At 65.4% G+C, this 22,650-nt stretch carries 26 protein-coding genes; 8 read left to right on the forward strand and 18 right to left on the reverse strand.

From position 1 onward, the window contains the following. The first annotated feature begins 188 nt into the window (after positions 1 to 188). Both I6F31_RS18690 and I6F31_RS18695 read left to right on the forward strand, forming a co-directional pair. Positions 189 to 1,301: an ABC transporter substrate-binding protein gene (locus I6F31_RS18690; protein ID WP_036034080.1), complete on the forward strand. Its 1,113-nt coding sequence runs from the start codon at positions 189 to 191 to the stop codon at positions 1,299 to 1,301. After that, complete coding sequence (locus I6F31_RS18695; protein ID WP_225185924.1) at positions 1,301 to 3,370, forward strand: GGDEF domain-containing protein; 2,070 nt, start codon at positions 1,301 to 1,303, stop codon at positions 3,368 to 3,370. Before I6F31_RS18690 ends, I6F31_RS18695 begins: the two co-directional genes overlap by 1 nt. A gap of 12 nt (positions 3,371 to 3,382) precedes the next feature. Here the strand turns inward: I6F31_RS18695 and I6F31_RS18700 are convergent, their stop codons facing one another. The 10 genes from I6F31_RS18700 to I6F31_RS18745 form a co-directional block, all read right to left on the reverse strand. Further along, entirely contained in the window at positions 3,383 to 4,108 is a 726-nt protein-coding gene (locus I6F31_RS18700) for a sulfite exporter TauE/SafE family protein (RefSeq protein WP_036034075.1), read from the reverse strand. A gap of 57 nt (positions 4,109 to 4,165) precedes the next feature. Next, the gene (locus I6F31_RS18705) at positions 4,166 to 5,083 is read right to left on the reverse strand and encodes a ribokinase (protein ID WP_225133016.1); all 918 of its coding nucleotides are present in this window, start codon (positions 5,081 to 5,083) and stop codon (positions 4,166 to 4,168) included. A 12-nt stretch (positions 5,084 to 5,095) separates the two neighbouring features. Beyond that, positions 5,096 to 5,542: a ribose 5-phosphate isomerase B gene (rpiB, locus tag I6F31_RS18710; protein ID WP_225133017.1), complete on the reverse strand. Its 447-nt coding sequence runs from the start codon at positions 5,540 to 5,542 to the stop codon at positions 5,096 to 5,098. A 72-nt stretch (positions 5,543 to 5,614) separates the two neighbouring features. Further along, positions 5,615 to 6,409, reverse strand: a complete 795-nt coding sequence (locus I6F31_RS18715) for a transporter substrate-binding domain-containing protein (protein ID WP_036000770.1) — start codon at positions 6,407 to 6,409, stop codon at positions 5,615 to 5,617. Positions 6,410 to 6,430: 21 nt separating this feature from the next. Beyond that, a complete protein-coding gene (locus tag I6F31_RS18720; protein ID WP_036000768.1) occupies positions 6,431 to 7,189 on the reverse strand; it encodes an amino acid ABC transporter ATP-binding protein in 759 nt (252 codons plus the stop codon). 2 nt (positions 7,190 to 7,191) lie between these two features. Further along, positions 7,192 to 7,860 carry an amino acid ABC transporter permease gene (locus I6F31_RS18725; RefSeq protein WP_036034095.1) on the reverse strand — a complete coding sequence of 223 codons (669 nt, stop codon included), beginning with the start codon at positions 7,858 to 7,860 and terminating at the stop codon, positions 7,192 to 7,194. A gap of 7 nt (positions 7,861 to 7,867) precedes the next feature. Next, positions 7,868 to 8,551 (reverse strand): amino acid ABC transporter permease, encoded by a 684-nt coding sequence (locus I6F31_RS18730; protein WP_036034066.1) that lies wholly within the window; start codon positions 8,549 to 8,551, stop codon positions 7,868 to 7,870. 10 nt (positions 8,552 to 8,561) lie between these two features. Beyond that, the gene (locus I6F31_RS18735) at positions 8,562 to 9,461 is read right to left on the reverse strand and encodes an NAD(P)-dependent oxidoreductase (protein WP_225185925.1); all 900 of its coding nucleotides are present in this window, start codon (positions 9,459 to 9,461) and stop codon (positions 8,562 to 8,564) included. A 53-nt stretch (positions 9,462 to 9,514) separates the two neighbouring features. Continuing rightward, complete coding sequence (locus I6F31_RS18740) at positions 9,515 to 10,255, reverse strand: FadR/GntR family transcriptional regulator (RefSeq protein ID WP_225185926.1); 741 nt, start codon at positions 10,253 to 10,255, stop codon at positions 9,515 to 9,517. A 167-nt stretch (positions 10,256 to 10,422) separates the two neighbouring features. Continuing rightward, complete coding sequence (locus I6F31_RS18745; protein ID WP_141697612.1) at positions 10,423 to 10,623, reverse strand: hypothetical protein; 201 nt, start codon at positions 10,621 to 10,623, stop codon at positions 10,423 to 10,425. A 138-nt stretch (positions 10,624 to 10,761) separates the two neighbouring features. Between I6F31_RS18745 and I6F31_RS18750 the strand changes: the two genes are divergently transcribed. Beyond that, entirely contained in the window at positions 10,762 to 11,538 is a 777-nt protein-coding gene (locus tag I6F31_RS18750) for a potassium channel family protein (protein WP_225133022.1), read from the forward strand. 157 nt (positions 11,539 to 11,695) lie between these two features. Here I6F31_RS18750 and I6F31_RS18755 read toward each other — a convergent pair whose 3' ends face one another. After that, positions 11,696 to 12,466: an exodeoxyribonuclease III gene (locus I6F31_RS18755; protein ID WP_225185927.1), complete on the reverse strand. Its 771-nt coding sequence runs from the start codon at positions 12,464 to 12,466 to the stop codon at positions 11,696 to 11,698. Positions 12,467 to 12,505: 39 nt separating this feature from the next. On the opposite strand from I6F31_RS18755, the gene I6F31_RS18760 reads away from it, so the two are divergent. Further along, a complete protein-coding gene (locus I6F31_RS18760) occupies positions 12,506 to 12,721 on the forward strand; it encodes a cysteine rich repeat-containing protein (RefSeq protein ID WP_036000751.1) in 216 nt (71 codons plus the stop codon). An 11-nt stretch (positions 12,722 to 12,732) separates the two neighbouring features. Here I6F31_RS18760 and alr read toward each other — a convergent pair whose 3' ends face one another. Both alr and I6F31_RS18770 read right to left on the reverse strand, forming a co-directional pair. Beyond that, a complete protein-coding gene (alr, locus tag I6F31_RS18765; protein ID WP_225186012.1) occupies positions 12,733 to 14,010 on the reverse strand; it encodes an alanine racemase in 1,278 nt (425 codons plus the stop codon). 54 nt (positions 14,011 to 14,064) lie between these two features. Then, entirely contained in the window at positions 14,065 to 15,570 is a 1,506-nt protein-coding gene (locus I6F31_RS18770; RefSeq protein ID WP_036000744.1) for a replicative DNA helicase, read from the reverse strand. A 445-nt stretch (positions 15,571 to 16,015) separates the two neighbouring features. On the opposite strand from I6F31_RS18770, the gene I6F31_RS18775 reads away from it, so the two are divergent. Next, complete coding sequence (locus I6F31_RS18775) at positions 16,016 to 16,327, forward strand: hypothetical protein (protein ID WP_225112255.1); 312 nt, start codon at positions 16,016 to 16,018, stop codon at positions 16,325 to 16,327. A gap of 9 nt (positions 16,328 to 16,336) precedes the next feature. Here the strand turns inward: I6F31_RS18775 and I6F31_RS18780 are convergent, their stop codons facing one another. Continuing rightward, positions 16,337 to 17,587 carry a cyclopropane-fatty-acyl-phospholipid synthase family protein gene (locus I6F31_RS18780; RefSeq protein WP_225185928.1) on the reverse strand — a complete coding sequence of 417 codons (1,251 nt, stop codon included), beginning with the start codon at positions 17,585 to 17,587 and terminating at the stop codon, positions 16,337 to 16,339. Positions 17,588 to 17,862: 275 nt separating this feature from the next. Between I6F31_RS18780 and I6F31_RS18785 the strand changes: the two genes are divergently transcribed. From I6F31_RS18785 to I6F31_RS18795, 3 genes are all read left to right on the forward strand, one after another. Next, the gene (locus tag I6F31_RS18785) at positions 17,863 to 18,711 is read left to right on the forward strand and encodes a hypothetical protein (RefSeq protein ID WP_225185929.1); all 849 of its coding nucleotides are present in this window, start codon (positions 17,863 to 17,865) and stop codon (positions 18,709 to 18,711) included. Positions 18,712 to 18,822: 111 nt separating this feature from the next. Further along, positions 18,823 to 19,419 (forward strand): TetR/AcrR family transcriptional regulator, encoded by a 597-nt coding sequence (locus I6F31_RS18790; protein WP_036000737.1) that lies wholly within the window; start codon positions 18,823 to 18,825, stop codon positions 19,417 to 19,419. A gap of 11 nt (positions 19,420 to 19,430) precedes the next feature. Then, positions 19,431 to 19,898, forward strand: a complete 468-nt coding sequence (locus I6F31_RS18795; protein WP_036000734.1) for a PaaI family thioesterase — start codon at positions 19,431 to 19,433, stop codon at positions 19,896 to 19,898. A 75-nt stretch (positions 19,899 to 19,973) separates the two neighbouring features. Here the strand turns inward: I6F31_RS18795 and rplI are convergent, their stop codons facing one another. From rplI to rpsF, 4 genes are all read right to left on the reverse strand, one after another. Then, positions 19,974 to 20,573, reverse strand: coding sequence for a 50S ribosomal protein L9 (gene rplI, locus I6F31_RS18800; protein ID WP_036000730.1), 600 nt, complete (start codon positions 20,571 to 20,573; stop codon positions 19,974 to 19,976). Between the two features lie 51 nt (positions 20,574 to 20,624). After that, positions 20,625 to 21,602, reverse strand: a complete 978-nt coding sequence (locus I6F31_RS18805) for a DUF2232 domain-containing protein (RefSeq protein ID WP_057028958.1) — start codon at positions 21,600 to 21,602, stop codon at positions 20,625 to 20,627. Between the two features lie 134 nt (positions 21,603 to 21,736). Beyond that, positions 21,737 to 21,976: a 30S ribosomal protein S18 gene (rpsR, locus tag I6F31_RS18810; protein WP_007592020.1), complete on the reverse strand. Its 240-nt coding sequence runs from the start codon at positions 21,974 to 21,976 to the stop codon at positions 21,737 to 21,739. Positions 21,977 to 21,981: 5 nt separating this feature from the next. Next, positions 21,982 to 22,449 (reverse strand): 30S ribosomal protein S6, encoded by a 468-nt coding sequence (rpsF, locus tag I6F31_RS18815; protein WP_025035823.1) that lies wholly within the window; start codon positions 22,447 to 22,449, stop codon positions 21,982 to 21,984. Between the last annotated feature and the right edge of the window lie 201 nt (positions 22,450 to 22,650).

The raw sequence follows: 22,650 nt of genomic DNA on the forward strand, positions 1-22,650 counted from the left end.
ACGGATTGGCAGGCCGATCGCCGGCGCTTCGAATATCTCAATTCGGCACGGGAGATATACCTTTCGTTAGCCCTGCGCCGCTGTGCCCGGTGCGATTTTGCCAATTCTTAGCGGACGTGGGTCCAATCTCGGAACCAATGGGGGCGGCGAAATTGACGAGATTCCTGCGAATATTGCTCGCGGCGGGCATGGCCTGCGGCGTCTTCGGGTCCGTTGGCGGTAGCATCGCCAAACCGCTCAACATCGTCTTCGTCAATCCCGGCAAGTCCGGCGAGGTCTATTGGGACATGGTCGCGCAGACCATGCAGGCCGCCGGCCGCAAGCTCGATGCCCATGTCGAGGTGCTGACCAGCGAGCGGAACCACCGCACCATGCAGGAGCTCGGCTTCGGCGTGGTGGCCCGTCCCGACAAGCCCGACTTCCTCATCCTGTCGAACGAGGAATCCGCCGCCGTTCCCATTCTCGAGGCGGCCGAAGCCGCGGGCGTCAAGACGCTGCTGCTTTCGAACACGCTGATCGGCGAGGACGCGGTGCGCCTTGGACCGCCGAGGCAAAAGCTCAAGACCTGGCTCGGCGACATCACGACCGATCTTCAGACCGCGGGCGCGCGGATGGCCAATGCGCTGATCACGGCGGCGCGTGCCGAGAAATGGCAGAGCGCGGACGGCAAGATCCACATTCTCGGCATCGGTGGCGACGAGACCACGCCCGCCTCGATCGCCCGCAACGCCGGCCTCACGCTCGCGGTGGATGCTGCCTCCGACGTCGTGGTGGACCGCATGCTGTTCGCCAACTGGACGAAGTCCGAGGCCGAGCGGGTCACGGCAAACTACCTGAGCTGGGCCGCGCGCAAGCAGATCCGGCCCGCCGGGATCTGGGCCGGAAACGATCCGATGGCGCTCGGCGCGCTGCGCGCGACGATCGCCGCCGGCCTCGTGCCCGGCGAGAACATCCAGGTGGTCGGCCTCAACTGGTCGGAGGATGCGCTGCGCGAGATCAAGGCGGGCCGCATGCTCCTGACCGATGGCGGGCATTTCCTGCTCGGCGGCTGGTCCGTCGTTCTCCTGCGCGATTATGCCGATGGCTGCGATTTTGCTGCCGTCTCGCCCCGCGTCGAGGTCAAGACGTCGGCGATCACGCGCGACAATCTCGCTTCGGTCGCCGACCTCATCAAGACCCGTGCGTTCGACCGGATCGACTTCGCGCGGTTCCGGGCGAAGGCCGGGCGCTGCGGTCAATATGACTTTTCCCTCGATGCGCTCATCTCGTCGCTGCCGGTCGCCGAAGGCGTTGCCGACTGATGCGCCAGGATGAGGCGATGACCGAGCCGGATCGCAACGAGCATGCAGCGCCGCCGCGCTTGCGCTCGGTCGTCCACGCGATGATCTGGGCCACCGTGCCCGTTCTGCTGCTGGTGCAATTGCTCGCTTCCGCCGGCGTCGAGGCATCGAGCTTCTGGTCGCAGCTCAGGCAACTCGACGCCCGCATGGCCCGCGTCGCCGAGAGCCGGGCCGAGCTGATCGCCGAGCCGCTCTGGAAGATGCGCTACGACCAGGTCACGGGCGTGCTCAACGAGATCATGCACGACGAGACCATTGCGGCGGCGGCCGTCTATGACGATACCGGCGCTGCGATCGCCCGCGTGGTCGCGCGCCCCCAAGGCCAGTCGGTCGCCGAAGTCTCGCACCCGATACACTACAGCAACGGCAATATGGCCGTTCAGGCCGGCCGCATCGCCATCGCCTATTCGCGTGCGACGCTGTACGCGGATGCGGGCAGCCGCCTGCTGCTGCTGCTCGTCGTCGGGCTGCTGGCAACGTTCGCGACCCTGATCGCCATGCGCATCTCCGCCAACATCTTCATCGGCCGGCCGCTCGCGGCCATGATGTCGGCGATCCAGCGCAGCAAGCAGGACGGCCGGGCCTATCCGGCCGATGTCACGTCCTCGAACGAATTCGGCCAACTCGCGCGCGCTTTCAACGCCATGCAGCACACGACGTCCGGCGCGCTGGACCGGCTCGGGCACATGGCGACGCACGATCCGCTCACCGGGCTGCCGAACCGGCGCTCCCTGACCGAGCGCCTCGCCGTGACGAGCCAGAATGGAGGCGCGCCGGATACGCTGGTCGCGTTCTGCTTCATCGATCTCGACGACTTCAAGGGCATCAACGACACCTTCGGTCACGAGGCCGGCGATGCGTTCCTGGTCCAGATTTCGCAGCGCCTACGTCGCGCGGTCGAAGCCGAGGACTGGGTCGCCCGGCTCGGCGGCGACGAGTTCGTCGTCATCCGCCCCGAGGTGAGCGACGAGCGGGCCGCGCACGCATTCGCTCAACGCGTGCTCGATGCCATTTCCGAGCCGATCCGCCTCCATGACAAGCAGGTGGTGCCGCGCGCCAGCATCGGCCTTGCCGTGCGCCACGTCGACGATCCGGAACTGTCGCATCTGCCGACGCTCGCCGACATCGCGCTCTATCACGCCAAGAGCAAGGCGCCCGGCACGGTCGCCGTGCTGGACGAAGCGCTTCAGCGCGACTATCGCCGCCGCAGGGATCTCGAGCTCGCAATTCCCACCGGCTTCGCCGAGCGCCAGTTCGAGGTCTGGTACCAGAGCCAGGTCGATCTCGATAGCCATGAGGTCGTCGGTCTGGAAGCGCTGATCCGCTGGCGCCATCCCGAGCACGGCGTGATCGGCCCCGGCGAATTCCTGCCGCTGATCGAGCGCAGCGGGAACAATGCGCGGCTGACCCGCTACGTGCTGACCGATGCCTGCCGAGCCTTGCAGCAATTGGCCGCTGCGGGCAGGCCGCAGCTGCGGATCGCGATCAATCTGCCGCCGTCCGAGCTTGCCGACCACTCGCTCGCCGCCGAGCTGCGCGCGACCTGTGCGCGCTTCGGTGTCGCGGCATCGATGCTCGAGCTCGAGATCACGGAAGGGTCGCTGATCAACAACATCGCCAGCGCCTCCGAAACGCTGCATCGCCTGCGGCGCCTGGGAGCCACGATCGCGCTAGACGATTTCGGCACGGGCTACTCTTCGCTCGCCCATCTGCGCCGGTTTCCGCTCGACAAGGTGAAGATCGACAAGGCGTTCATCAGCGAGATCCCCGACAGCGCCGAGGACAAGGCCATTGTCGGCGTCATCGCCTCGCTCGCCGCCACGCTGGGACTGACATTGGTCGCCGAAGGCATCGAGCGCGCCGAGCAGGCGGAGGCCATGCGCGAGATCGGAGTGCGGCTCGGGCAGGGGTTCCTCTATCAGCGGCCGCAGCCACTCGAGGCCGTGCTGCAATGGCTCGACGGGCAGCCGGCCGTGGCGAGCCGCGTCGTCTCTGACGGCCCATCGATCACCCCCGAATTCGCCGTCTGAGTCGCGGCTGGGTCACGGCTGCGTTGCGGTCCAGAGCATCGAGAGCCCCGCCGCGATCATGATCGCGTCCATCAGCAGGCGGAAGGTTTCCGGCCTCAGATGCAGCACGAAGCGTTTGGCGATGAAGGCGCCCGACATCAGCGAGGCGCCCGCGATCAGACCCTTGATGAAGACCTCCCCGGTCAGGGCGCCGAAACGCTCGAAAGTCACCGACTTCGCGAAATAGAGCCCGAGCGAGGAGGCCGCTTCGGTGGCGAGGAACGCGCCCTTGGACAGGCCATAGAACAGGAACAACGGCACGCTGAGCGGCCCGGTCGAGACCACGATGCCGGTGAGATAGCCGATCAGCGCGCCGCCGATGGCGAGATGCCAGAGATTGGCCTTGAGCTCGTGCCGCGCCAGAAAGTGCCGCACCGGCACCATCGCGATCAGGAAGAGGCCGATGGTGAGATCGACGGCATGCGAGGGCAGTGCCAGCAGCGTCCGCGCGCCGAGCGCCGCCGCCGGGATGCCCGTGACCGAATAGGCCGCGCAGGCCCGCCAATCGACCTCGCGCCACCAGGCCAGGATCCGCGAAAAATTCGCCATGACGGAGGCCACCGCCATGATCGGCACGGCCTCCTTCGGCCCATAGGCATAGACCAGCACCGGCATCAGCATGATCGACGAGCCGGTGCCGACGATGCCGGAGATGGTGCCGGCGACGAGGCCGACGCTGAGGACGAAGAGAAAGGCCAAAACAGCCTCCAGGAATCGGGAGAGTTTAGCCGCGGGCAGCGATGCGGGCGATCGGTCCTACGCGAGGGAGCCCATCGCGCTGCGCATGGGCATGCCGGTCTGGGCGCCGGCCTTGAGGCATTTCAAAGCCGCCGCTTCGCAACTCACTTCGAGCGCGCGTTGCAGCGACACGCCTTCGCTGATCATCGCCGCAAAGGCGCCGACGAAGGTGTCGCCGGCGCCGGTCGTGTCCACCGGCGTGATGCGCTGGGCGGGCGCCCGCAGGCGGGTGCCTTCCACCGTCACGGCGAGCGCGCCTTGTGCGCCGGCGGTGACAATGCAGGTGAGGTTGCCGGACTTCGCGAGTCCGGCGCTTGCGGCTTCGTAGTCGGCGGACGCCAGACCGATGGCGGTGGCGGCGTCGCGCGCCTCGTGCTCGTTGACGAGGAGATAGTCGGTGACGGCGAGAAGCTCCGTGACCATCTCACGCGTCATCTGCTCCGGAACGGGTGCAAGGTTCCAGATGACGGTGCCGGAGGCCGCGGCGGTTCTTCGGGCAGCTTCCAGCGCGTGCGCAAAGGGCACCTCCATCTGAAGCACTAGCACGGTGTCCAAATTGAACAGCTCGCTCGCAAGATCGCCGGCACGCGCCGTCATGTTGGCGCCGCTCGCCACCGTGATTGCGTTCTCGCCGGCCTGATCGACGGTGATGAAAGCGCAACCGGTCGGCTCGTCGGCTCTGATGACGCGGTCGGCGTCGACGCCGTTGGCTCTGAGGTTCTCGATCGCGCTGTCGCCAAATCCGTCCCGGCCGACGCGGCCAGCCATGCTCACGCGTCCAGGCCCGGCGATCCGCGCGGCGGCAACGGCCTGATTGGCACCCTTGCCGCCGAAATGCGTCCGGTAGGACGGCGCCAGCACCGTTCGGCCGGGACCTGGAATCACCGGAACCTGCGCGACCAGATCGATGTTGAGCGATCCGAACACCAGGATCATGGCGGAGAGCCCTCAGCCTTCCTCGTCCATGACGCGCAGCTTCTCCACGCGGCGGCGGAAATCCTCGTCGGTGGAGAATTCGGCGGACAGGTACGACGACACGAGATCGACAGCGAGCCAGGCGCCGACGATCTGCGCGCCGATGCACATGACGTTGACGTCGTCATGCTCGACGCTCTGATGCGCGGAGTGGATGTCGTGGCAGACCGCGGCGCGGATGCCCTTCATCTTGTTGGCGGCGATCGAGGCGCCAACGCCGGTGCCGCACACCATGATGCCGCGCGCGGCTTCGCCCGACGTCACCTTCGCCGCCACGGCGCGGGCGATGTCGGGGAAATCCACCGGCTTGTCGTCATAGGAGCCGACGTCGATGACCTCGTGGCCGAGCTTGCGGATGTGGTTGATGACGGTCTGTTTGAGCGGCCAGCCGGCGTGGTCGGATCCGATGACGAGACGCATTCTTTGTCCTTCTTGATCTTTGCATTGACCGTGACAGCCGCGCGCGGCTGTCACGATGTCTTTCCCCGTGGTTCAGCTGCGCATGTCCGCCGGCAGATCGACGCCGTGGAATTTCTTGTAGATGGCGTTGAGCTTGCCGTTCTTGACGTTGTCGGTGATCCAGGCGTTGAGCTTGTCCATCAGCGGCTGCTCACCCTTCTTCAGGCCGATCGCGAGGTCGAAGGTCGCCAGCGGAATCCGGGACTCGAACACGCGCGAGGGATTCTTCACGCCGATCTGGTTGATGATCGTCGCGGACGAGCCGACGCAGTCGACCTGGCCCGACACCGCCGCCGTCACCATGGTGGCATCGTCGTCATAGCGTGCGATCTTGAGGTCCTTGTCCTTCATGTTGGACAAGGTTGTGTCCTGCGTGGTGCCGCGCGAGACGCCGATCGACTTGTCCTTCAGGTCCGGCCAGTCCTTCACGGTCGACGATTTCAGGCAGCCGACGTCGGATTGCAGCGTCGCATAGCGCTTGGTGAAGTCGATCACCTTGGCACGCTCGGCCGTCACCGACAGGGTCGAGATGATGATGTCGGCCTTGCCGGTCAGGACGTTCGGGATGCGGGTCGCACCGGTGGTCTGGATGAATTCCAGCTCGAGGCCCCAATCCTTGGCGAGCATCTGCGCCACTTCGACATCGGAGCCCGTCGGCTTCATGGTGGAATCCATCATGCCCGAGGGCGGGATGGCGAGGTCGGTCGATATGCGGATCTTCTTCGCCTTCATGATGTCGTCGAGCAGATCGGCCGACGCGGGCGTTGCCGCCATCATGATGAGGCCGCACAACGCGGCGGCAGTCCCCAGCACCATTCTGTTGGTCATCCCTTGGTTCTCCTCTCCCTGTTATGATTTTAGGTTCCCCGTCCCCACGAATTGCGTGAGTTCGGGCGTGGTCGGCGACGTCAGGATCGAGGCAGGTCCGGTCTCGTGGACCTTGCCTCGATGCATGAACACGATCCGGTCGGCGATGCCCTTGGCGAAGCCCATTTCGTGGGTAACCATCACCATGGTCATGCCGTCAGCCGCGAGCTGTTCGATCACCTTCAGCACTTCGCCGGTGAGTTCGGGATCGAGCGCGGAGGTGACCTCGTCGAACAGCATCACCTTCGGCTGCATGGCGAGCGAGCGGGCGATTGCGGCGCGCTGCTGCTGGCCGCCCGAGAGCTGCTCGGGATAGGCGTGCAGCTTTTCATCCAGCCCGACCTGCGCCAGAACTTTTCGTGCGAGATCCTTGGCCTGCGACGTCGCCATGCCCTTCACCGCGCAGGGCGCGAGCGTGATGTTCTGCTCGATGGTGAGGTGCGGAAACAGATTGTAGCTCTGGAACACGATGCCGACGTCCTGGCGTAGCGCACGCAAGTTCACGTCGGGACGGTCGACGCGATGCCCGCAGACCACGATCTGGCCGCCGTCGACCTTCTCGAAGCGGTCGATGCAGCGCAGCGCCGTGCTCTTGCCGGAGCCGGAGCGGCCGATCAGGGCGAGCACCTCGCCACGTGCAACGGCAAAGGAGACGCCGTCGAGCACGCGGAGCGCGCCAAAGCTCTTCTGCACGTTGTGGAGCGACACGATCGGTTCGGAGGAGGGGGCGTTTTGCTGCATGTTCAGGCTGGCGCGAGGTTGGACCTGCCACGTCCCATCCGCCGTTCCAGCCTCTGGCTGAACAGCGACAGGGGATAGCACATGGCGAAGTAGGTGACGGCGATGATGGCGTAGATGGCGAACGGTTCGAACAGCGAGTTGTTGACGATCTGGCCTGAGCGCATCAGCTCGACGAAGCCGACCACGGACGCGAGCGAGGTGTTCTTGATGATCTGCACCATGAAGCCGACGGTCGGCGGCGTCGCGATGCGGATCGCCTGCGGCAGGATCACCTTGACCATGCGCTGGGTGCGGCTCAGCGCCAGGCCTTCGGCGGCCTCCCATTGCGGCTTCGGCACAGACTGGATGCACCCGCGCCAGATCTCGCCGAGATAGGCGGCGACGTAGAGCGTCAGCGAGGCACCGGCCGCGACCAGCGGCGAGACCTTCAGGCCGATCGCGGCAAGACCGAAATAGCCGAGGAACAGGATGACGAGCAGCGGCGTGCCCTGGATCAACTGGACATAGATCGCACTGGCGAGCCGCACCGATTTCAGCGGCGAGATGCGCGCCAGCGCGATCACGAAGCCGACGATGCCGCCGCCGATCAGCGCGATCAGCGACAGGCCAATGGTCCACAGCGCGCCCTGGCCGAGGAACATCAGGTGATTGATGTTGAGATGTCCGCCCATGGTCATCTCACAACGGCGTGCCGAGCCGGCGCCGGCGCGGAAACAGGAGGAGGCCGAGGCCCCAGAAGCCGGCACGCATCACCAGCGACAGGATGACGTAGAGCACGGCGACGATGATGTAGGTCTCGAACGCGCGATAGGTGTCCGACTGGATGTAGTTGGCGATCGCGGTGAGCTCCTCGGCCGAGATCTGCGAGCAGACCGAGGAGGCCAGCATCAGGAGCACGAACTGGCTCGTGAGCGCAGGATAGACCTTCTCGACCGCCGGCAGCAGGATGATGTGCCAGTAGATCTGGAAGCGCGACAGCGCCAGCCCCTCGGCGGCTTCGATCTGCCCGCGCGGGATCGCCTCGAAGCCGGCCCGCATGATCTCAGCGGTATAGGCGCCGACATTGATGGTCAGCGCCGCCACCGCCACCGTGAAGGCGGAGTATTTCAGGCCGAGGCTGGCGAGGCCGAAATAGACCAGGAAGATCTGCACAAGCAGCGGGGTGTTGCGGATGGTCTCGACATAGACTTTGCAGGCACCTGCAATGAGCGAATTGTGCGTGCCGCGCCCGACCGCCGCGAGCGTGCCGAGCAAAGCGCCTAGCACGGTCGCGAAGAATGCCAACTCAAGCGTGAGGACGGCGCCGGCCAGAAAGCTCGGCCAACGCTCCAGCACTGCGGGAAAGTCGAGTTGGAGGCTCATCGTTCCAGGGTCAGCCGGTGGTCTGGTTGGTCATGCGGTCATAGACGCGGAACAGCGCCTGGTTGCCGTTGCTGCCTTCGCCATGGGCGCGCGCATCGACATATTGGCTGGTGACGAGCGCGGTGCCGGGCAGGGGCACGTTCAGGGCCTGTGCGTGCTCCTGCACCAGGCGAAGGTCTTTGAGCTGCAGATCGATCCGGAAGCCCGCGGAGACGTCGCCGGCGATCATCGCGGGGCCGAGCTTGTCGAGCATCCAGGAAGCGGCGGAGCCGCCGAGCAGCACCCGGCGCAGCAGGTTGAGATCGAGGCCCGAAGCGCGGCCGAGCGCGAGCGCCTCGCAGATCGCCTGGATGTTGATGCCGCAGATCAGTTGATTGCAGAGCTTGACGGTCTGGCCGGCGCCGGATGCGCCGACATGGGTGATGGTCGTGCCCATCGCGCGGAAGAACGGCTCGGCCTTGGCGAACGTGTGCGCATCGCCGCCGGCCATGATCGAGAGCGCGGCGTTCTTGGCGCCCACCGGCCCGCCGGAGACCGGCGCGTCGATGAAGCCGACGCCTGTCTTCTGCAGGTCCGAATGGATGCGGCGGACGACAACCGGCGAGATCGTGCTCATGTCGACGATCAGCTTGCCCGGCGGCGGGGAATTCAGCAGGCCCTGCTCGCCGTAGATCGTCGCCTCGCCGTGGGGCGTGTCGGGCAGCATGGTGATGACGATATCGGTGCCTTGCGCGGCATCGGCAGGGCTTTTGGCACGCGTCGCGCCTTCCTTGACGCTGTCGGCCAGCGCGGCTTCGTTCAGATCGAAGACGCGGACCGCGTGGCCCGCCGCCTGCAGGTTGCGCACCATCTCCCGCCCCATCGTGCCGATGCCGATGAAGCCGACCTTGCCCTTGTCGTTCCGTCCCATGTCGTCAGTCCGTTACGGTTTGATTGGCGTCTTGATTGAAGGGCTGTGCGCGATCAGCCCGAGGCACTGGTCTTGTCGATGTCGCCGACGACGGCGCGTCTGCGGTATTCGTCGCCGATGGCGAAATGCTTGCGCAGCGTCGCATCCGCGCGCTCGGGATCGCGCGCAATGAGGGCTTCGAAGATGCGGCGGTGATCGTCGACCAGATAGGTCTTCATCGACGGGAAGGCCTGCACCAGCTCGCGGCGGCTGCGATGCGAATGTGTCAACAGGCCCTCCATGGAGGCGTGCAGCACGCTCAGCGTCTCCGAATGTGAGGCGACGACGATCGCGCGGTGGAAGTCGAAATCCGCCATGCCGCCTGCATCGGCTTCGTCGATGGTCTCGCCGATCTTCGTCAGCGCGCGCTGCAGCCGTTCGAAATCGGCGATGTTGGCGCGCTCACAGGCGAGCCGGATCGCCTGGCATTCGATCGCGACGCGCGCCTGCATGACGTCCTCGAGCATGTCGGCCTGCTGGGCGAGGGCGAAGGTGAAGAAGTCGTTCAGCACCGAGACATCTGGCCGCGTCACGACGGTGCCGATGCGGTCGCGGATCTCGACGATCCCGAGGACGGTGAGGGCGCGCAGCGCCTCGCGGACGATTGGCCGGCTGACGCCGAGCAGGGTGGCGAGCTCGCGCTCCGAAATCAGGCGGTCGCCCGGCCTGAGCGAGCCGGTAAGCAGGCGCTCGCGCAGGAAGGCAAACACCTTCTCGAACCCCTTTTCGCCGTCGGCGGCTCGCTTGAACTCCATCCCCGTCTCTTGGTCTGATCGTGGTCAGACCAGTATGCTTACCAGGCCGCGGAGGTCAAGAGGCTTCCCTCCGAGGGATCAGCGGGGCGAACTCGATCGCGGGGCACCGCAATGATGAGGCTTCATGGCGCCGCCGCCGGCTTGGTTTGCATCTTTCGTCTGACGGCTCAGCCTTGAACGTTCCGACCGGCTCTCCTCGCGTGCTCCTGATGTTCGACGGACGCAAGGAGCTCCAGTTGGCTCGCCAGAGCGAGATAGGCGTTGGAAACGCTCAGAAGCACATTGGCGAGGCGCTTCGCCGATGTGGCATCATTCGCGCGCGCTCGATATTGCTCCGCAAGCTTGCGACAATCGTCGGGTTTGAGCATTCAGCCCCCAAAGAGAGCTCAACACCGCGTCGCGGTCCGGGTTCCTAATCGCGAGGCCCACTCTAGCTATACAGACGTCGTCGGTTGCGGCACACGCTCCGAGTTGCCATCATCCGTGCAAACCGCGATCATGGTGCAGTGACCCTCACGTCTCTCAGAAGCAATGTCCGACTCCTTTACGAGGGCGCAACGCCGGACGGCGTGCGCTTCCGTTATGCGCTGCTCATCTTCGATATCGTGACGGTGCTGTTCATTATTGCGACCTCGTTCCTGCCGCCCAGTGACATCGTCGAGACGCTCGACGTCCTGTTCGGCGTTATTCTGCTTGCCGATTTCTCCGCCCGGCTCCTGGTCGATCAGCATCCGTTTCAAAAATTCACCCAGCTCGCGACCTGGGCTGACATGGTCGCGATCGTATCCTTCCTGGCGCCGCTTGCCGGCGAGGCGGGCGGCTTTCTCCGGATTCTGCGGACGTTGGGCCTGCTTCGCGACTACCAGATGCTGGTGAGGCTGCGCATCGATTCCCCGTTCTTTCGTCGCAACGAAGAGGTCATCTTCGCCGTCACGAACCTCGCCGTTTTCATCTTCGTGATGACCGGGATCGTTTACGAGACCCAGAAGTTTCGCAACGACGAGATCCGGAACTATGCCGATGCCCTCTATTTCACCGTCACGGCGCTGACGACGACCGGCTTCGGCGACATCACGCTGGCGGGTACGTTCGGTCGTCTGATCACCGTCGTGATCATGATTTTCGGCGTGACGCTGTTCTTCAATCTCGCCCGCGCGCTCCTCAGTCCCCACAAGGTGCGGTTTCCATGCCCGACGTGCGGGCTCCAGAGGCACGATGCCGATGCGGTGCATTGCAAGGCTTGCGGCACCGTCCTCAACATTCCCGATGAAGGGGCGATCTGAAGAGCCCTCGGCGCCACGTGGACGCCTTCGATGGTGACATCATGCCAGTGTTTTGCCCGACGGATCAACTTCGATTCGGTTTACCCGTAAGTCATTGAGCGGACTGGGGCCAGCTACTGTGCATGGGGTTGTTTTTCAGGTTTTTGTCGGGCCGCGATCACCGCAACACCACCCACGCCGGCGCGTGATCGCTCGCCCCGTCCTCGCCGCGGATTTTCTTGTCGACGCCGGCTTTGGCGAGGCGCGGGGCGAGGGCAGGGCTGAGCAGGAGATGGTCGAGCCGCAGGCCCGCATCGCGCGGCCAGCGGTTCCGCTTGTAGTCCCAGAACGTGTAGATGCGCTCGTCCGGATGCAGCTCGCGGATCGCGTCGCACCAGCCTCGCTCGACCAGCGCGGCAAAGGCTGCGCGGCTCTTCGGCTGGATCAGCGCATCCTTGTCCCATGAGCGCGTCGGATAGATGTCGATCTCGGTGGGCGCGACATTGTAGTCGCCGGCGAGCACCACCGGCAGGTCCTGCTTGATGAAGGTGTTGGCGTGGCGCCGCAGCCGCGCGAACCAGTCGAGCTTGTAGTCGAATTTCGGTCCCGGCTGCGGATTGCCGTTGGGCAGATAGATGCTGGTGACGATGACGCCGCGTACGGCGGCCTCGATGTAGCGCGCTTCGAGATCGGCAGGCTTTCCCGGCAAGCGGTCGCGCGTCAGCACGGGCTCGGCGTTGCGGGCGAGGATGGCGACGCCGTTCCAGGTCTTTTGTCCACGCCACACCGCGCCATAGCCGGCCCTTTCGATGGCGGCTGCCGGAAATTCGCCATCACTTGCCTTCAACTCCTGGAGCGCGACGACATCGGGCCTCGCCATTCGCAGCCATGCCAACAGATTGGGCAGGCGGCGGTTGATGTTGTTGATGTTGAATGTCGCGATCTTCATCTAGAGCTACCGGCTCTGCCTTTCGTCCCCGGAGATACAATGTCCAAGTTGAGCTTTGCCGCTACCGCCTTCATCGTCGCGTTCTCCGGGGCCACGGCACAGTCAGCCGAAACGCGCGGCGCGTGCAAGGCGGACTACGACAAATTCTGCGCCGGCATCGCGCCGGGCGGCGGCATCGTCGCCTGCCTCAACGCCAAGCGCGACCAGCTCACCGCCACCTGCAAGACGGCGCTGGACAGCCGGAAGAAGAAGTAGGTGCGGGTGGTTTAACTCGGCAGCGGCGGCAACGCCGACGGCTGTTCGATCGACGGTGGGGAAGGCGGCTGCCCGGCGTTCGAGACGGGCTCCGGCTTCGTCAGCGGCTCCTCGACATTGCCACCCTTGTAGACGCGGGCATAGCGGCGGCCGAGGCTGGTCAGCACCTCATAGCCGATCGTGCCGAAATGGTGCGCGAGCTCGTCGACGGTGATGCCTTCGCCGAGCAGCGTCACCATGTGGCCGCGCCGCACCGCGTTCGGCGGCAGATCGGTGACGTCGATCGCGATCAGGTCCATGGAGATGCGGCCCGCGACAGGGCAGCGCTTGCCCGCCACGATGACATCGGCGCCGCGGGTGCCGTCATTGGAGCTGGCGGCGCGGAAATAGCCGTCGGCATAGCCGACTGCGATGATCGCCAGTTTCGTCGGCCGCCGCGCGGTCCAGGTGCCGCCATAGCCGACGGTCTCGCCGCGATCGATGGTGCGGATCTGCACGATGCGCGCCTTGAGGTCGACCACCTGCTGCATGGGATTGTCGGCCTCCGGCGTCGGGTTGACGCCGTAGAGCGCAGCTCCCGGGCGCACCAGGTCGAAATGGAAGGGCGCGCCGAGGAAGATGCCGGAGGAGTTGGCGAGCGCCGCCGGCACGCCTGTGAACTCACTGGCGATGCTGCGGAAGGTCGCGAGCTGTCTGGCATTGATCGGGCTGTTGAGCTGCTCGGCCGAGACCAGATGGCTCATCACCAGCGTGATGCCGTGATCGCCGGCGTTGATGCGGGGGATGATGGCCTGCGCCTCCGAAAGCGTCAGCCCGAGCCGGTTCATGCCGGTGTCGATGTGAACAGCGGCGCCCCCGTTCCAGCCGGTGCGGCGGCAGAACACGTCCCATTCGGCGAGCTCGTTGAGATCGCCGATCACCGGACGGCAATTGATCTTGGCGTAGTGCTCGCCGGTGTTCTGGAAATAGCCGCCGAGCACGTAGATCGTGGGCTCCGGAACGGCGGCGCGCACCTTGCGCGCTTCCTCGATGGTGGCGACGAAGAAGGTCTTGCAACCGGCTTTGCTCAGGGCGCGCGACACCTGCTCGGCGCCGCAGCCATAGGCGTCGGCCTTGATCACCGCCGAACATTCGGCCGGCACCGCGGTCTTCTCGAGCTTGCGCCAATTGGCGATGATTGCATCGAGATCGACGGTCAGCACGCCGCCGAAGGCGGCGAGCGCGGCAGCCTGGTTGGCCTCCGGGGAGAGTGGGCCGGATTGCGGGATCGATTTCGGGGCGGACGCCATTGTCATGGCGTCGTTTTACGCAAGAGACCGGCCCCGTTCAACCCGGGGAACAATCTAGTAGTCGCTGCGGTCCGGCAGCTGGCCGTCATGCGCGAGGTCGCCGAAGCGCGTGACCGAGGCATCGAAGTGCAGCTCGACGGTGCCGGTCGGACCGTGGCGCTGCTTGCCGATGATGACTTCGGCGCGGCCGACCGTGCGTTCCATGTCGGCCTGCCATTTGGCATGCTCTTCGGTGCCGGGGCGCGGCTCCTTCATGGCGAGGTAATATTCCTCGCGGAACACGAACAGCACGACGTCGGCGTCCTGCTCGATCGAGCCGGATTCGCGCAGGTCCGAGAGCTGCGGCCGCTTGTCGTCGCGCGATTCCACCTGACGCGAGAGCTGCGACAGCGCGATCACGGGAACGTTGAGCTCCTTGGCCAGCGCCTTCAGGCTGGTCGTGATCTCCGTGATTTCCTGCACGCGACTGTCGCTGGCGCGCTTGCCCGAGCCCGAGAGCAGCTGGATGTAGTCGATCACCAGGAGATCGAGGCCCTTCTGGCGCTTGAGCCGGCGCGCGCGCGCCATCAGCTGCGCGATGGAGAGGCCGCCGGTGGCGTCGACGTAGAACGGCAGCGACTGCAGCTCGATCGAGACCTGCCGGATCTTCTCGAAATCGGCCTCCGTGATGCCGCCGCGGCGGATGTGGGAGGAGGGAATGCCGGTGCGCTCGGCCACGATACGCGTGGCGAGCTGGTCGGCCGACATTTCGCAGGAGAAGAAGCCGATCACGCCGCCATTGGCGGCCTTCATGGTGCCGTCGGCCTGAAGCTCCGGCACGTAGGCCTGCGCGACGTTGTAGGCGATGTTGGTCGCCAGCGACGTCTTGCCCATGCCGGGGCGTCCCGCGACGATGATGAGGTCGGAATGCTGCAGGCCGCCCATCTTGGTGTCGAGGTCGCGCAGGCCCGTCGAAATGCCCGACAGCTTGCCGTCGCGCTGGAATGCCTTGGCCGCGAGATCGACCGCGACGGTGAGGGCCTGCGAGAATTTCTGGAAGCCTCCGTCATAACGGCCGGACTCGGCGAGCTCGTACAGCTTTCGCTCGGCATCCTCGATCTGCGCCCGCGGCTGGAAGTCGACCGGGGCGTCATAGGCGACGTTGACCATGTCCTCGCCGATGCCGATCAGGTCGCGGCGCAACGACAGATCGTAGATGGTGCGGCCATAGTCCTGGGCGTTGATGATGGTGGTGGCTTCGGCCGCAAGCCGCGCCAGGTATTGTCCGATGGTCATGCCGCCGACATCGGTATCGGCCGGCAGGAACGTCTTCAGCGTGACCGGGGTGGCGATCTTGCCCATCCGGATCAGGCTGCCGGCGGTCTCGAAGATGGTCTGGTGCAGCGGCTCGAAGAAGTGCTTGGCCTCCAGGAAGTCGGAGACGCGGTAGAAGGCGTCGTTGTTGACCAGGATTGCGCCCAGAAGGCTCTGTTCCGCCTCGATATTGTGCGGTGCGCTCCGATAGGCGGGAGTTCCGGCATCGGGCGCGAGTTTGAGAACGTTCGAATCAGTCAGTGCCATGGTCGGACGTGCTTAGCAATTTTCTTGGGCGGATGCGGGGCCGGGATAAAGCGCCGCCGCAGGTCAAAGCGGAAGCAAAAGCTGACCGCTATCAACCGCTCAGTTAAAATGGTGGATGATTAGCAGTCGCAGCACGCGCCGCGCTTGACTGGATTTTGGCGGAACTCGCTCGGCGCAGAGGGCTGTGATCGCGCCGCGGAAAAATCCTGAAACCCGTGAACCCTGGGGGCTGACGCGCAGACCTACCGAGAGGCGCGCAAAATGACGCACGCTGACCGATTCGGCTCGGCTTCAGACCAGCAGGAGGTAGACCAGCGCAACCAGAGCCGCCCCAACGCCGGTGACGATCAGGGCGTAATCGGTGCGGAGGTCGTCCTGCACGTCGAATGAGGTTTGGGTCTCTTTGCTCATGGCGACGGTCTAAGCCAGGCCCGACCAGACTTCTGTGAACCAGATCACATCTCCCCGGATTCTTTCGGGTGTCATGTCGGAACAGGCGGATGGGCAGGGGATTATCTCATTCCCCGCCAACAGGGATACGAGGCGAGCGATGCAGCCAGAACGGCAGCACCAGAACTGGCGAAGCGAGGCAGGCAGCCGGCTTTGGCTGTCGGGGCTGATCGCGGCTATGAAGCACGCGGAGCGGCCCGAGGTACGTCGCCAGCCGGTCGCCCCCGAAATCCTGCTGGAATTGCGGGCGCAATTGGCGTTAACGGCGTCTTTCCGGACGTCCGGGATTTCGACCCTGCGTCACTAGGATCCGGACCTATTCACCAGCCAGCTTGAGCTTCGGCATGGCCGCGCCCTCCCGGGCCCGCAGCCGGGCTTCTTCCTGCGGGATATAGTCGCGGGTCATCGGCACCACGCCCTGGCGACGGGTGATCTGGATCTGGAAGTTCATCATGGCTTGCTTGCGGAACGTCATCTCGCAGGCCGCGAGGTAAAATTCCCACATCAAGGCGAAGCGCTCGTCGTAGAGCTGCACGGCTTCCTCGCGCCGCGCCATGAACCGCTCGCGCCAGGCCTTCAGCGTCTCGGCGTAGTGCAGGCGCAGAATCTCGATGTCGCAGACCAGCAGGCCCGCGCGCTCGATCGCCGGCAGCACCTCCGAGAGCGCGGGAATGTAGCCGCCGGGGAAGATGTATTTGGCGATCCACGGATTGGTCGAATCCGGGCCCTGCGAACGGCCGATCGAATGCAGCAGCATGACGCCGTCTTCCTTCAGCAGCTCGGCGCAGCGCTGGAAGTAGGCGTCGTAGAACCTCGCCCCGACATGCTCGAACATGCCGACGGAGACGATGCGGTCGAACGTACCTTCGACGTCGCGATAATCCTGGAGCTGGAATCTGGCCGAGCCCGTCAGGCCCTTTTCGGCGGCGCGCGCATTTGCGACCTCCAGCTGCTCAGTCGACAGCGTGATGCCGGTGACGTCGGCGTTCGCGATCTCGGCGAGATAGAGCCCGAGGCCACCCCAGCCGGAGCCGATGTCGAGCACGCGCTGGCCATTGCTGACGAGAAGCTTCGCCGCGATGTGCCGCTTCTTGGCAAGCTGCGCGTCGTCCAGCGACATCTCGGGCGTCTCGAAATAGGCGCAGCTATATTGCTTGTCGGCATCGAGAAACAGCGAATAGAGCCGGCCGTCGAGATCGTAATGATGAGCGACGTTTTGACGGGAGCGCGGGCGGGGATTGAACTGCTTGAGGTGCCGCGTCAGGTAACGCAGGTGCCACCACGGCTTTGCCCACTGCGGCAATGGGTCGGGTTGATCGAGCAGGATCGCGAGGGCATCAGCTATGGTGCCGCGCTCGACCACGAACTCGCCGTTCATGTAGGCCTCGCCCAGCCCCAGCTCGGGATTGACGAGGACCCTCCGCTCGGAGTCCGCAGTGACGAAGCGGACTGCGACCGGCTCGCCGGAGCCGTCGCCGACGGTGAACTTCGACCCGCTCGCGCTGGTCACCGTCAACGACCCGCGGCGGATGAATTGGGACAGAAATCGACGCAACAAACGGTCCATCGGCAATCCTCTCGAGCGAACCCGAAAGATGCGACTACCCGGCCTTTATAACTGACGCCCAGGCGCCGCAGCGGTTCCTATGCGTTTGCATTCAAATCTAGCGAGCCGGTTCCGGCTGCGCTAGTTGCACTGTGTTCAAAGTAGATATTCGAAAACCGCTTAATCACATCCTTGCGCGCGGACCTGCTTCCATTCGCGGCTCAATCGGTTAAAAGGTGACCGCCGCCGCGCCGGATGCCGGCTGCATTTGCGGAAATTCAACGGAGATGATGGGAATGTCGAGCCGAGCGCTCAGCCTCGCGACGGTGTTGCTTCTGATTGGCTTCGGTGCGGCTAATTCCGTTCTTGCGCAGGCGACGAACCTCGAGGCTGGCAAGACCCCGTCGCAGCTGTTCTCGCAGACCTGCAATGTCTGCCACAAGAGCCCGCGCGGGCTGCTGAAGTCCGTGTCGCCCGGCTCGCTGCCGGGATTCCTGCGCCAGCACTACACGACGAGTTCGGATATGGCGGGCGTCCTCTCCGCCTATCTGATCTCGAACGGTGCCACCGACACGCGCTATCAGGCCAAGGACGCCAAGAAGGACGGCGCCGCGCCTGAACAACAGGGTCGACGCCAGCGCGCGCAGGATGCCGCGAGGCCGGAGGGCGAGGGCGCTGCTACTGCCGCCGAGGGTACGCGCCAGAAGCGTGCGGCGCGGCCGGCCGAGGAGGGTGCCAAGCCGGAGGGAGAGGCTGCGCCCGAGGCACGCAAAGGCAAGCGGCGCGCCAAGCCCGGCACGGAGGAAGCCCCGAAGGTCGATGCCGCGGCGCCGGCGACCGACGACAAGAAGAGCGAGCCGAAGCCGGAGTCCGACAAGCCTGACAGCGCCAAGGTCGAGCCGCGCAGCGAGACGCCGGCGCTGCGGCCCGATCCGGTCCCGCAGGTGACGCCGGCCGCTCCAGCCGCCGCCAAGCCCGCTGAGCCGGCCGCGCCCAAGCCGGTGGAAGAGGCTGCTCCGAAACCTGCCGAGCCGGCCCCCGCGGCCAAGCCGCAGGAACAGGCGCCGCCCGCGACCGCTGCAGCCCCGCCGCCGCCGGCGCCGCCTGCGTCCTCCGGTCCGCCGGTGCCGCCGATCTCGCGCTAAGTCACCCGGATCTTTCGATCGACGATGCGAAGGCCGCGCCCATCCGCGGCCTTCGCATCGTCTTGACCGTCATTAGAGTAGTACTCTAGAGTATTGCTCTAGGAGGCGCCCATGACGGCGAGCGTACGAGACGATCTGTTGGCGGCCGGCCTTGCCGTGTTCGACCGCGTCGGCTTCGAAGCCGCGACGGTGGCTGCGATCCGCACCCGCGCGCGGGCTTCCAACGGCAGCTTCTTCCACGTCTTCGGTTCGAAGAAAGAACTTGCCGGTGCGTTGTTTCTGGAGGTCTTGCGGCACTATCACGCCGCGATACTGGCCGCGCTCGATCCCGGCCCCGACGCCGAGCGGGGCATCGATCGCCTGATCCGGGCGCATCTCGACTGGGTCGTCACCAGCCGGCGCGAGGCGCGCTACCTCTTCGAGATCTCGCGCAGCGAGTGGGGCGAAGACGTGCGCGACGCCCAGCGGGCGCAGAATGCGCGGCTTGCCGAAGGCATTGAGCGCTGGCGCGCGCCGCTGGTGGCAAGCGGCGAACTTCTGCCGATGACGCCGGTGATGTTCGTCAGCCAGCTGATCGGTCCGGCGCAGATCTTCTGCCGCGCCTTCCTGTCGGGTCGCGAGCGAACCGATCCGCGCATCGAGGCGGACACGCTGATCGCCTGCGCCAATCGTGCGCTGAGGCCGTTCGATCGCATCAACAAGCAATAAGGGGAGATCGCATGCGGGCCGAAGCTGATCCGGAATTTGCGCCGATTGCCGAGCGCATCCACGCCAATATCGGCCGGCAGGGTTTCATGAACCTGGTCGGCGCCGAGCTCTCCGAATTGTCGCGCGGCACCTGCACCATCGCCGTGGAGCGCCGGCCGGAGCTGTTACAGCAGCACGGCTTCTTCCATGGCGGCGTCACCGCCTTCCTGGTCGACAACGCCACCACGATCGCAGCCGCCACGTCGCGCGGCCAGCCGGCGCTGACGGCGGAATACAAGCTCAATCTGTTGTCGCCCGCGGTCGGCGAGAAGCTGATCTGCCGCGCCCGGGTGATCAAGCCGGGCCGCCAGGTCGCGGTGGTCGCCGCCGACGTGTTCTGCGTCAGCGACGGCGTCGAGAAGCATACGGCCACCGCGCTGGCCTCGATCGCGATGCTGAGCGAGGACGTCGCTGCCAAAACGAAAAGCCCGGCCGCGTGAGGCAGCCGGGCTTTGATCGGGATCGTCATCCGGGTCTGGTCTTGCGGACCGTCCCGGAATGACGAGTTGAGCTGCTTACTTCTCTTCCGCAGCCGGCGCCGGCGCGACCTCGTCGTGCTGGGCTTCCGGATCGAAGAACTCGCCGGCGGCGGCGATCGCCTCGGCGGCCGCATCGCGATCCTCATTGCGGGTCGAGATGTCCTCGCCGCGGTTGATGCGCTCGGCCTCGTCCTGGCTGCGGGCAACCGTGACGGTGATCTCGACCTCGACTTCGGGATGAACGGCAACGGTGATCGAGTGCTTGCCGATGGTCTTGATCGGTGCGTCGAGCTGGATCTGCGGACGGGCGAGCGAAACGCCGTCGGCTTCGAACGCGAGCACGATGTCACGCACGTTGACCGAGCCGAACAGCTGGCCGGCTTCCGAGGCCTGGCGGATCACGATGATGTTCTTGCCCTCGATCTTCTCGGCGACCTTGGACGCCTCGGCCTTCGAGGCGAGGTTGCGCGCTTCGAGCTCGGCCTTCATGCCGTCATACTTGGCCCGGTTGTCGGCGGTGGCGCGCAGCGCCTTGCCGCGCTTGAGCAGGAAATTGCGAGCGTAGCCGTCGCGAACCTTCACGACTTCGCCCATCTGGCCGAGCTTGTTGACGCGTTCCAGCAAAATGACTTCCATATTCGTTCTCCTTTTGAAGTGCTCTCGAAGGTTTCAGTTTCGGGGTTGAACTCAAGGTGTAGGCAGTGGCGGCGGCTGCCGGCTGCGCAGGAAGCGTTCGCGCAAGCCAAACAAGGCATCCGCAAGCCCAAGGATCACCATCGCGACCACGGGCCATCCGAACACGACCACGGCGGCGTAGGTCGAGCCGAGCCAGAACGTGCGGCCGTTCAGCGCGAGCGTCAGCGTATGCAATACGGCGAAACCGGCCAGCGCATAACTCATCATCAGCGCGGCGGTGGCGATCTGCGCCACGATGCCAAGCAGCCCCCCGGTGAAGCAGAAGGCGAGGGAGATGCACAGCACCACCAGCGTCATCTGCGGCAGCTCGGTGGTCTTGAGGTCCGGCCAGGGACGGCGCAGCCGGCCCGACGTCGCGGTCACCTTGGCGCTGAGCCAGAGGTTGAGAGTGAGCGTCATCGTCGCGGCAATCGTGGCGGCGGCGGGTGCGATGCGCACCAGCGCGTCGACGAACTGGCTGGCTTCGCCCGAAGTTTGCGGGTCGGTGGCGCGCAGGAGGCGCGTCAGGCCACGGCGCAACGTGCCGGTGATGGTCTCCGCGTCGGTCCCGAGAGTGAGCAAAGCGGCCATTGTGGTCAGCGTCGCGAAGCCTGCAATCCAGAGCAGGATGCGGCCGACCGGGTACCACTCGACCTCCGGCTCCGCGGAGGGCGCTGTGCCGGTGGCAGACGCGGCGCTTCCCACCTGACGTCCGAGCAGGACGAGATGGCCGAGCCACCACGCCGGCAACGCGACGGTGACGGCGAAGGCGATGCAGTAGGGCAGGCCGAACAGGGCGCCGAGGCCGATCGCAGCGGCGATGCCACCAATGCTCGCGCAAAGCGGGCCCCAGCCGATCGCGGCGACCATCAGGGGGAGCGGAGCGAGATAGAACAGGACGAGCGCGATCAGCGCCCCCGAGATGATCGAGGCGAACATCAGGGCCGACGCAGCGCCGGCGATCAGGGCTATCAGTCCAAAGGCCATCATCAGCTGTCCCGCTCCCTTCGAGCGGTTAGAGGCGTCGCTTGCCCCAACCATCGGCGACCGGACGACCCGGAAGCCTTATGAGTTCGAAAAGTCGCGACCGGCGGCGCTAGCCGCCGCCGGTCGAATTGGTCGTATCAGCGAATGACGTAGGGCAGGAGGCCCAGGAAGCGCGCGCGCTTGATGGCGCGGGCGAGCTCACGCTGCTTCTTCGCGGACACCGCGGTAATGCGGCTCGGCACGATCTTGCCGCGCTCGGAGACGTAACGCATCAGCAGCTTGGAGTCCTTGTAGTCGATCTTCGGAGCATTGGCGCCCGTGAACGGGCAGCTCTTGCGACGACGGAAAAACGGGCGGCGTGCACCAGCTTCAGCCATGATTCTTACTCCCCATCCGTGGTTTCAGCTTCATCGCGCGGACGGCGCGGACCGCGATCACCGCGGAAACCGCCCTCGCGGTCGCCACGGAAGCCGCCTTCACGCTCGCCGCGGAAGCCACCGCCGCGATCGTCACGCTCGCGGTCGCGATCGGCCTTGCGCATCATCGCGGACGGGCCTTCCTCGAGCTCCTCGACGCGGACGCTGAGATAGCGGATCACGTCCTCGCTGATGCGCTCCTGGCGCTCGATCTCGGCGATCGCCGCGGACGGCGCGTCGATGTTGAGCAGCACGAAGTGCGCCTTGCGGTTCTTGTTCATGCGGTAGGTGAGGGAGCGCACGCCCCAATTCTCGGTCTTGGTGATCTTGCCGCCGAGACCTTCGACGATACCGGTCATCTGCGCAGTCAGCTCTTCGACCTGCTGCGGGCTCGCGTCCTGACGCGCGAGAAAAACATGCTCGTAAAGAGGCATGGTCGTCCTTTCCTCATGTTGGCGCATCGCCCGGCGTCAAACCCTTAAGAGGCCTTCGGAAAGGACTCTGGGATCAAGCTCAGAAGGCGGAAACACGGGACGACGGGCCGACTGGCCCTGCCACACCAAAATCACGAATGATTTGCTGAGACCGTCCGTTCAGCTCCCGGCCGGGGTCTGCGGATGGGCGCCTTATACGGA

Source organism: Bradyrhizobium sp. NBAIM01, assembly GCF_020194115.1.
Taxonomy (GTDB): domain Bacteria; phylum Pseudomonadota; class Alphaproteobacteria; order Rhizobiales; family Xanthobacteraceae; genus Bradyrhizobium; species Bradyrhizobium yuanmingense.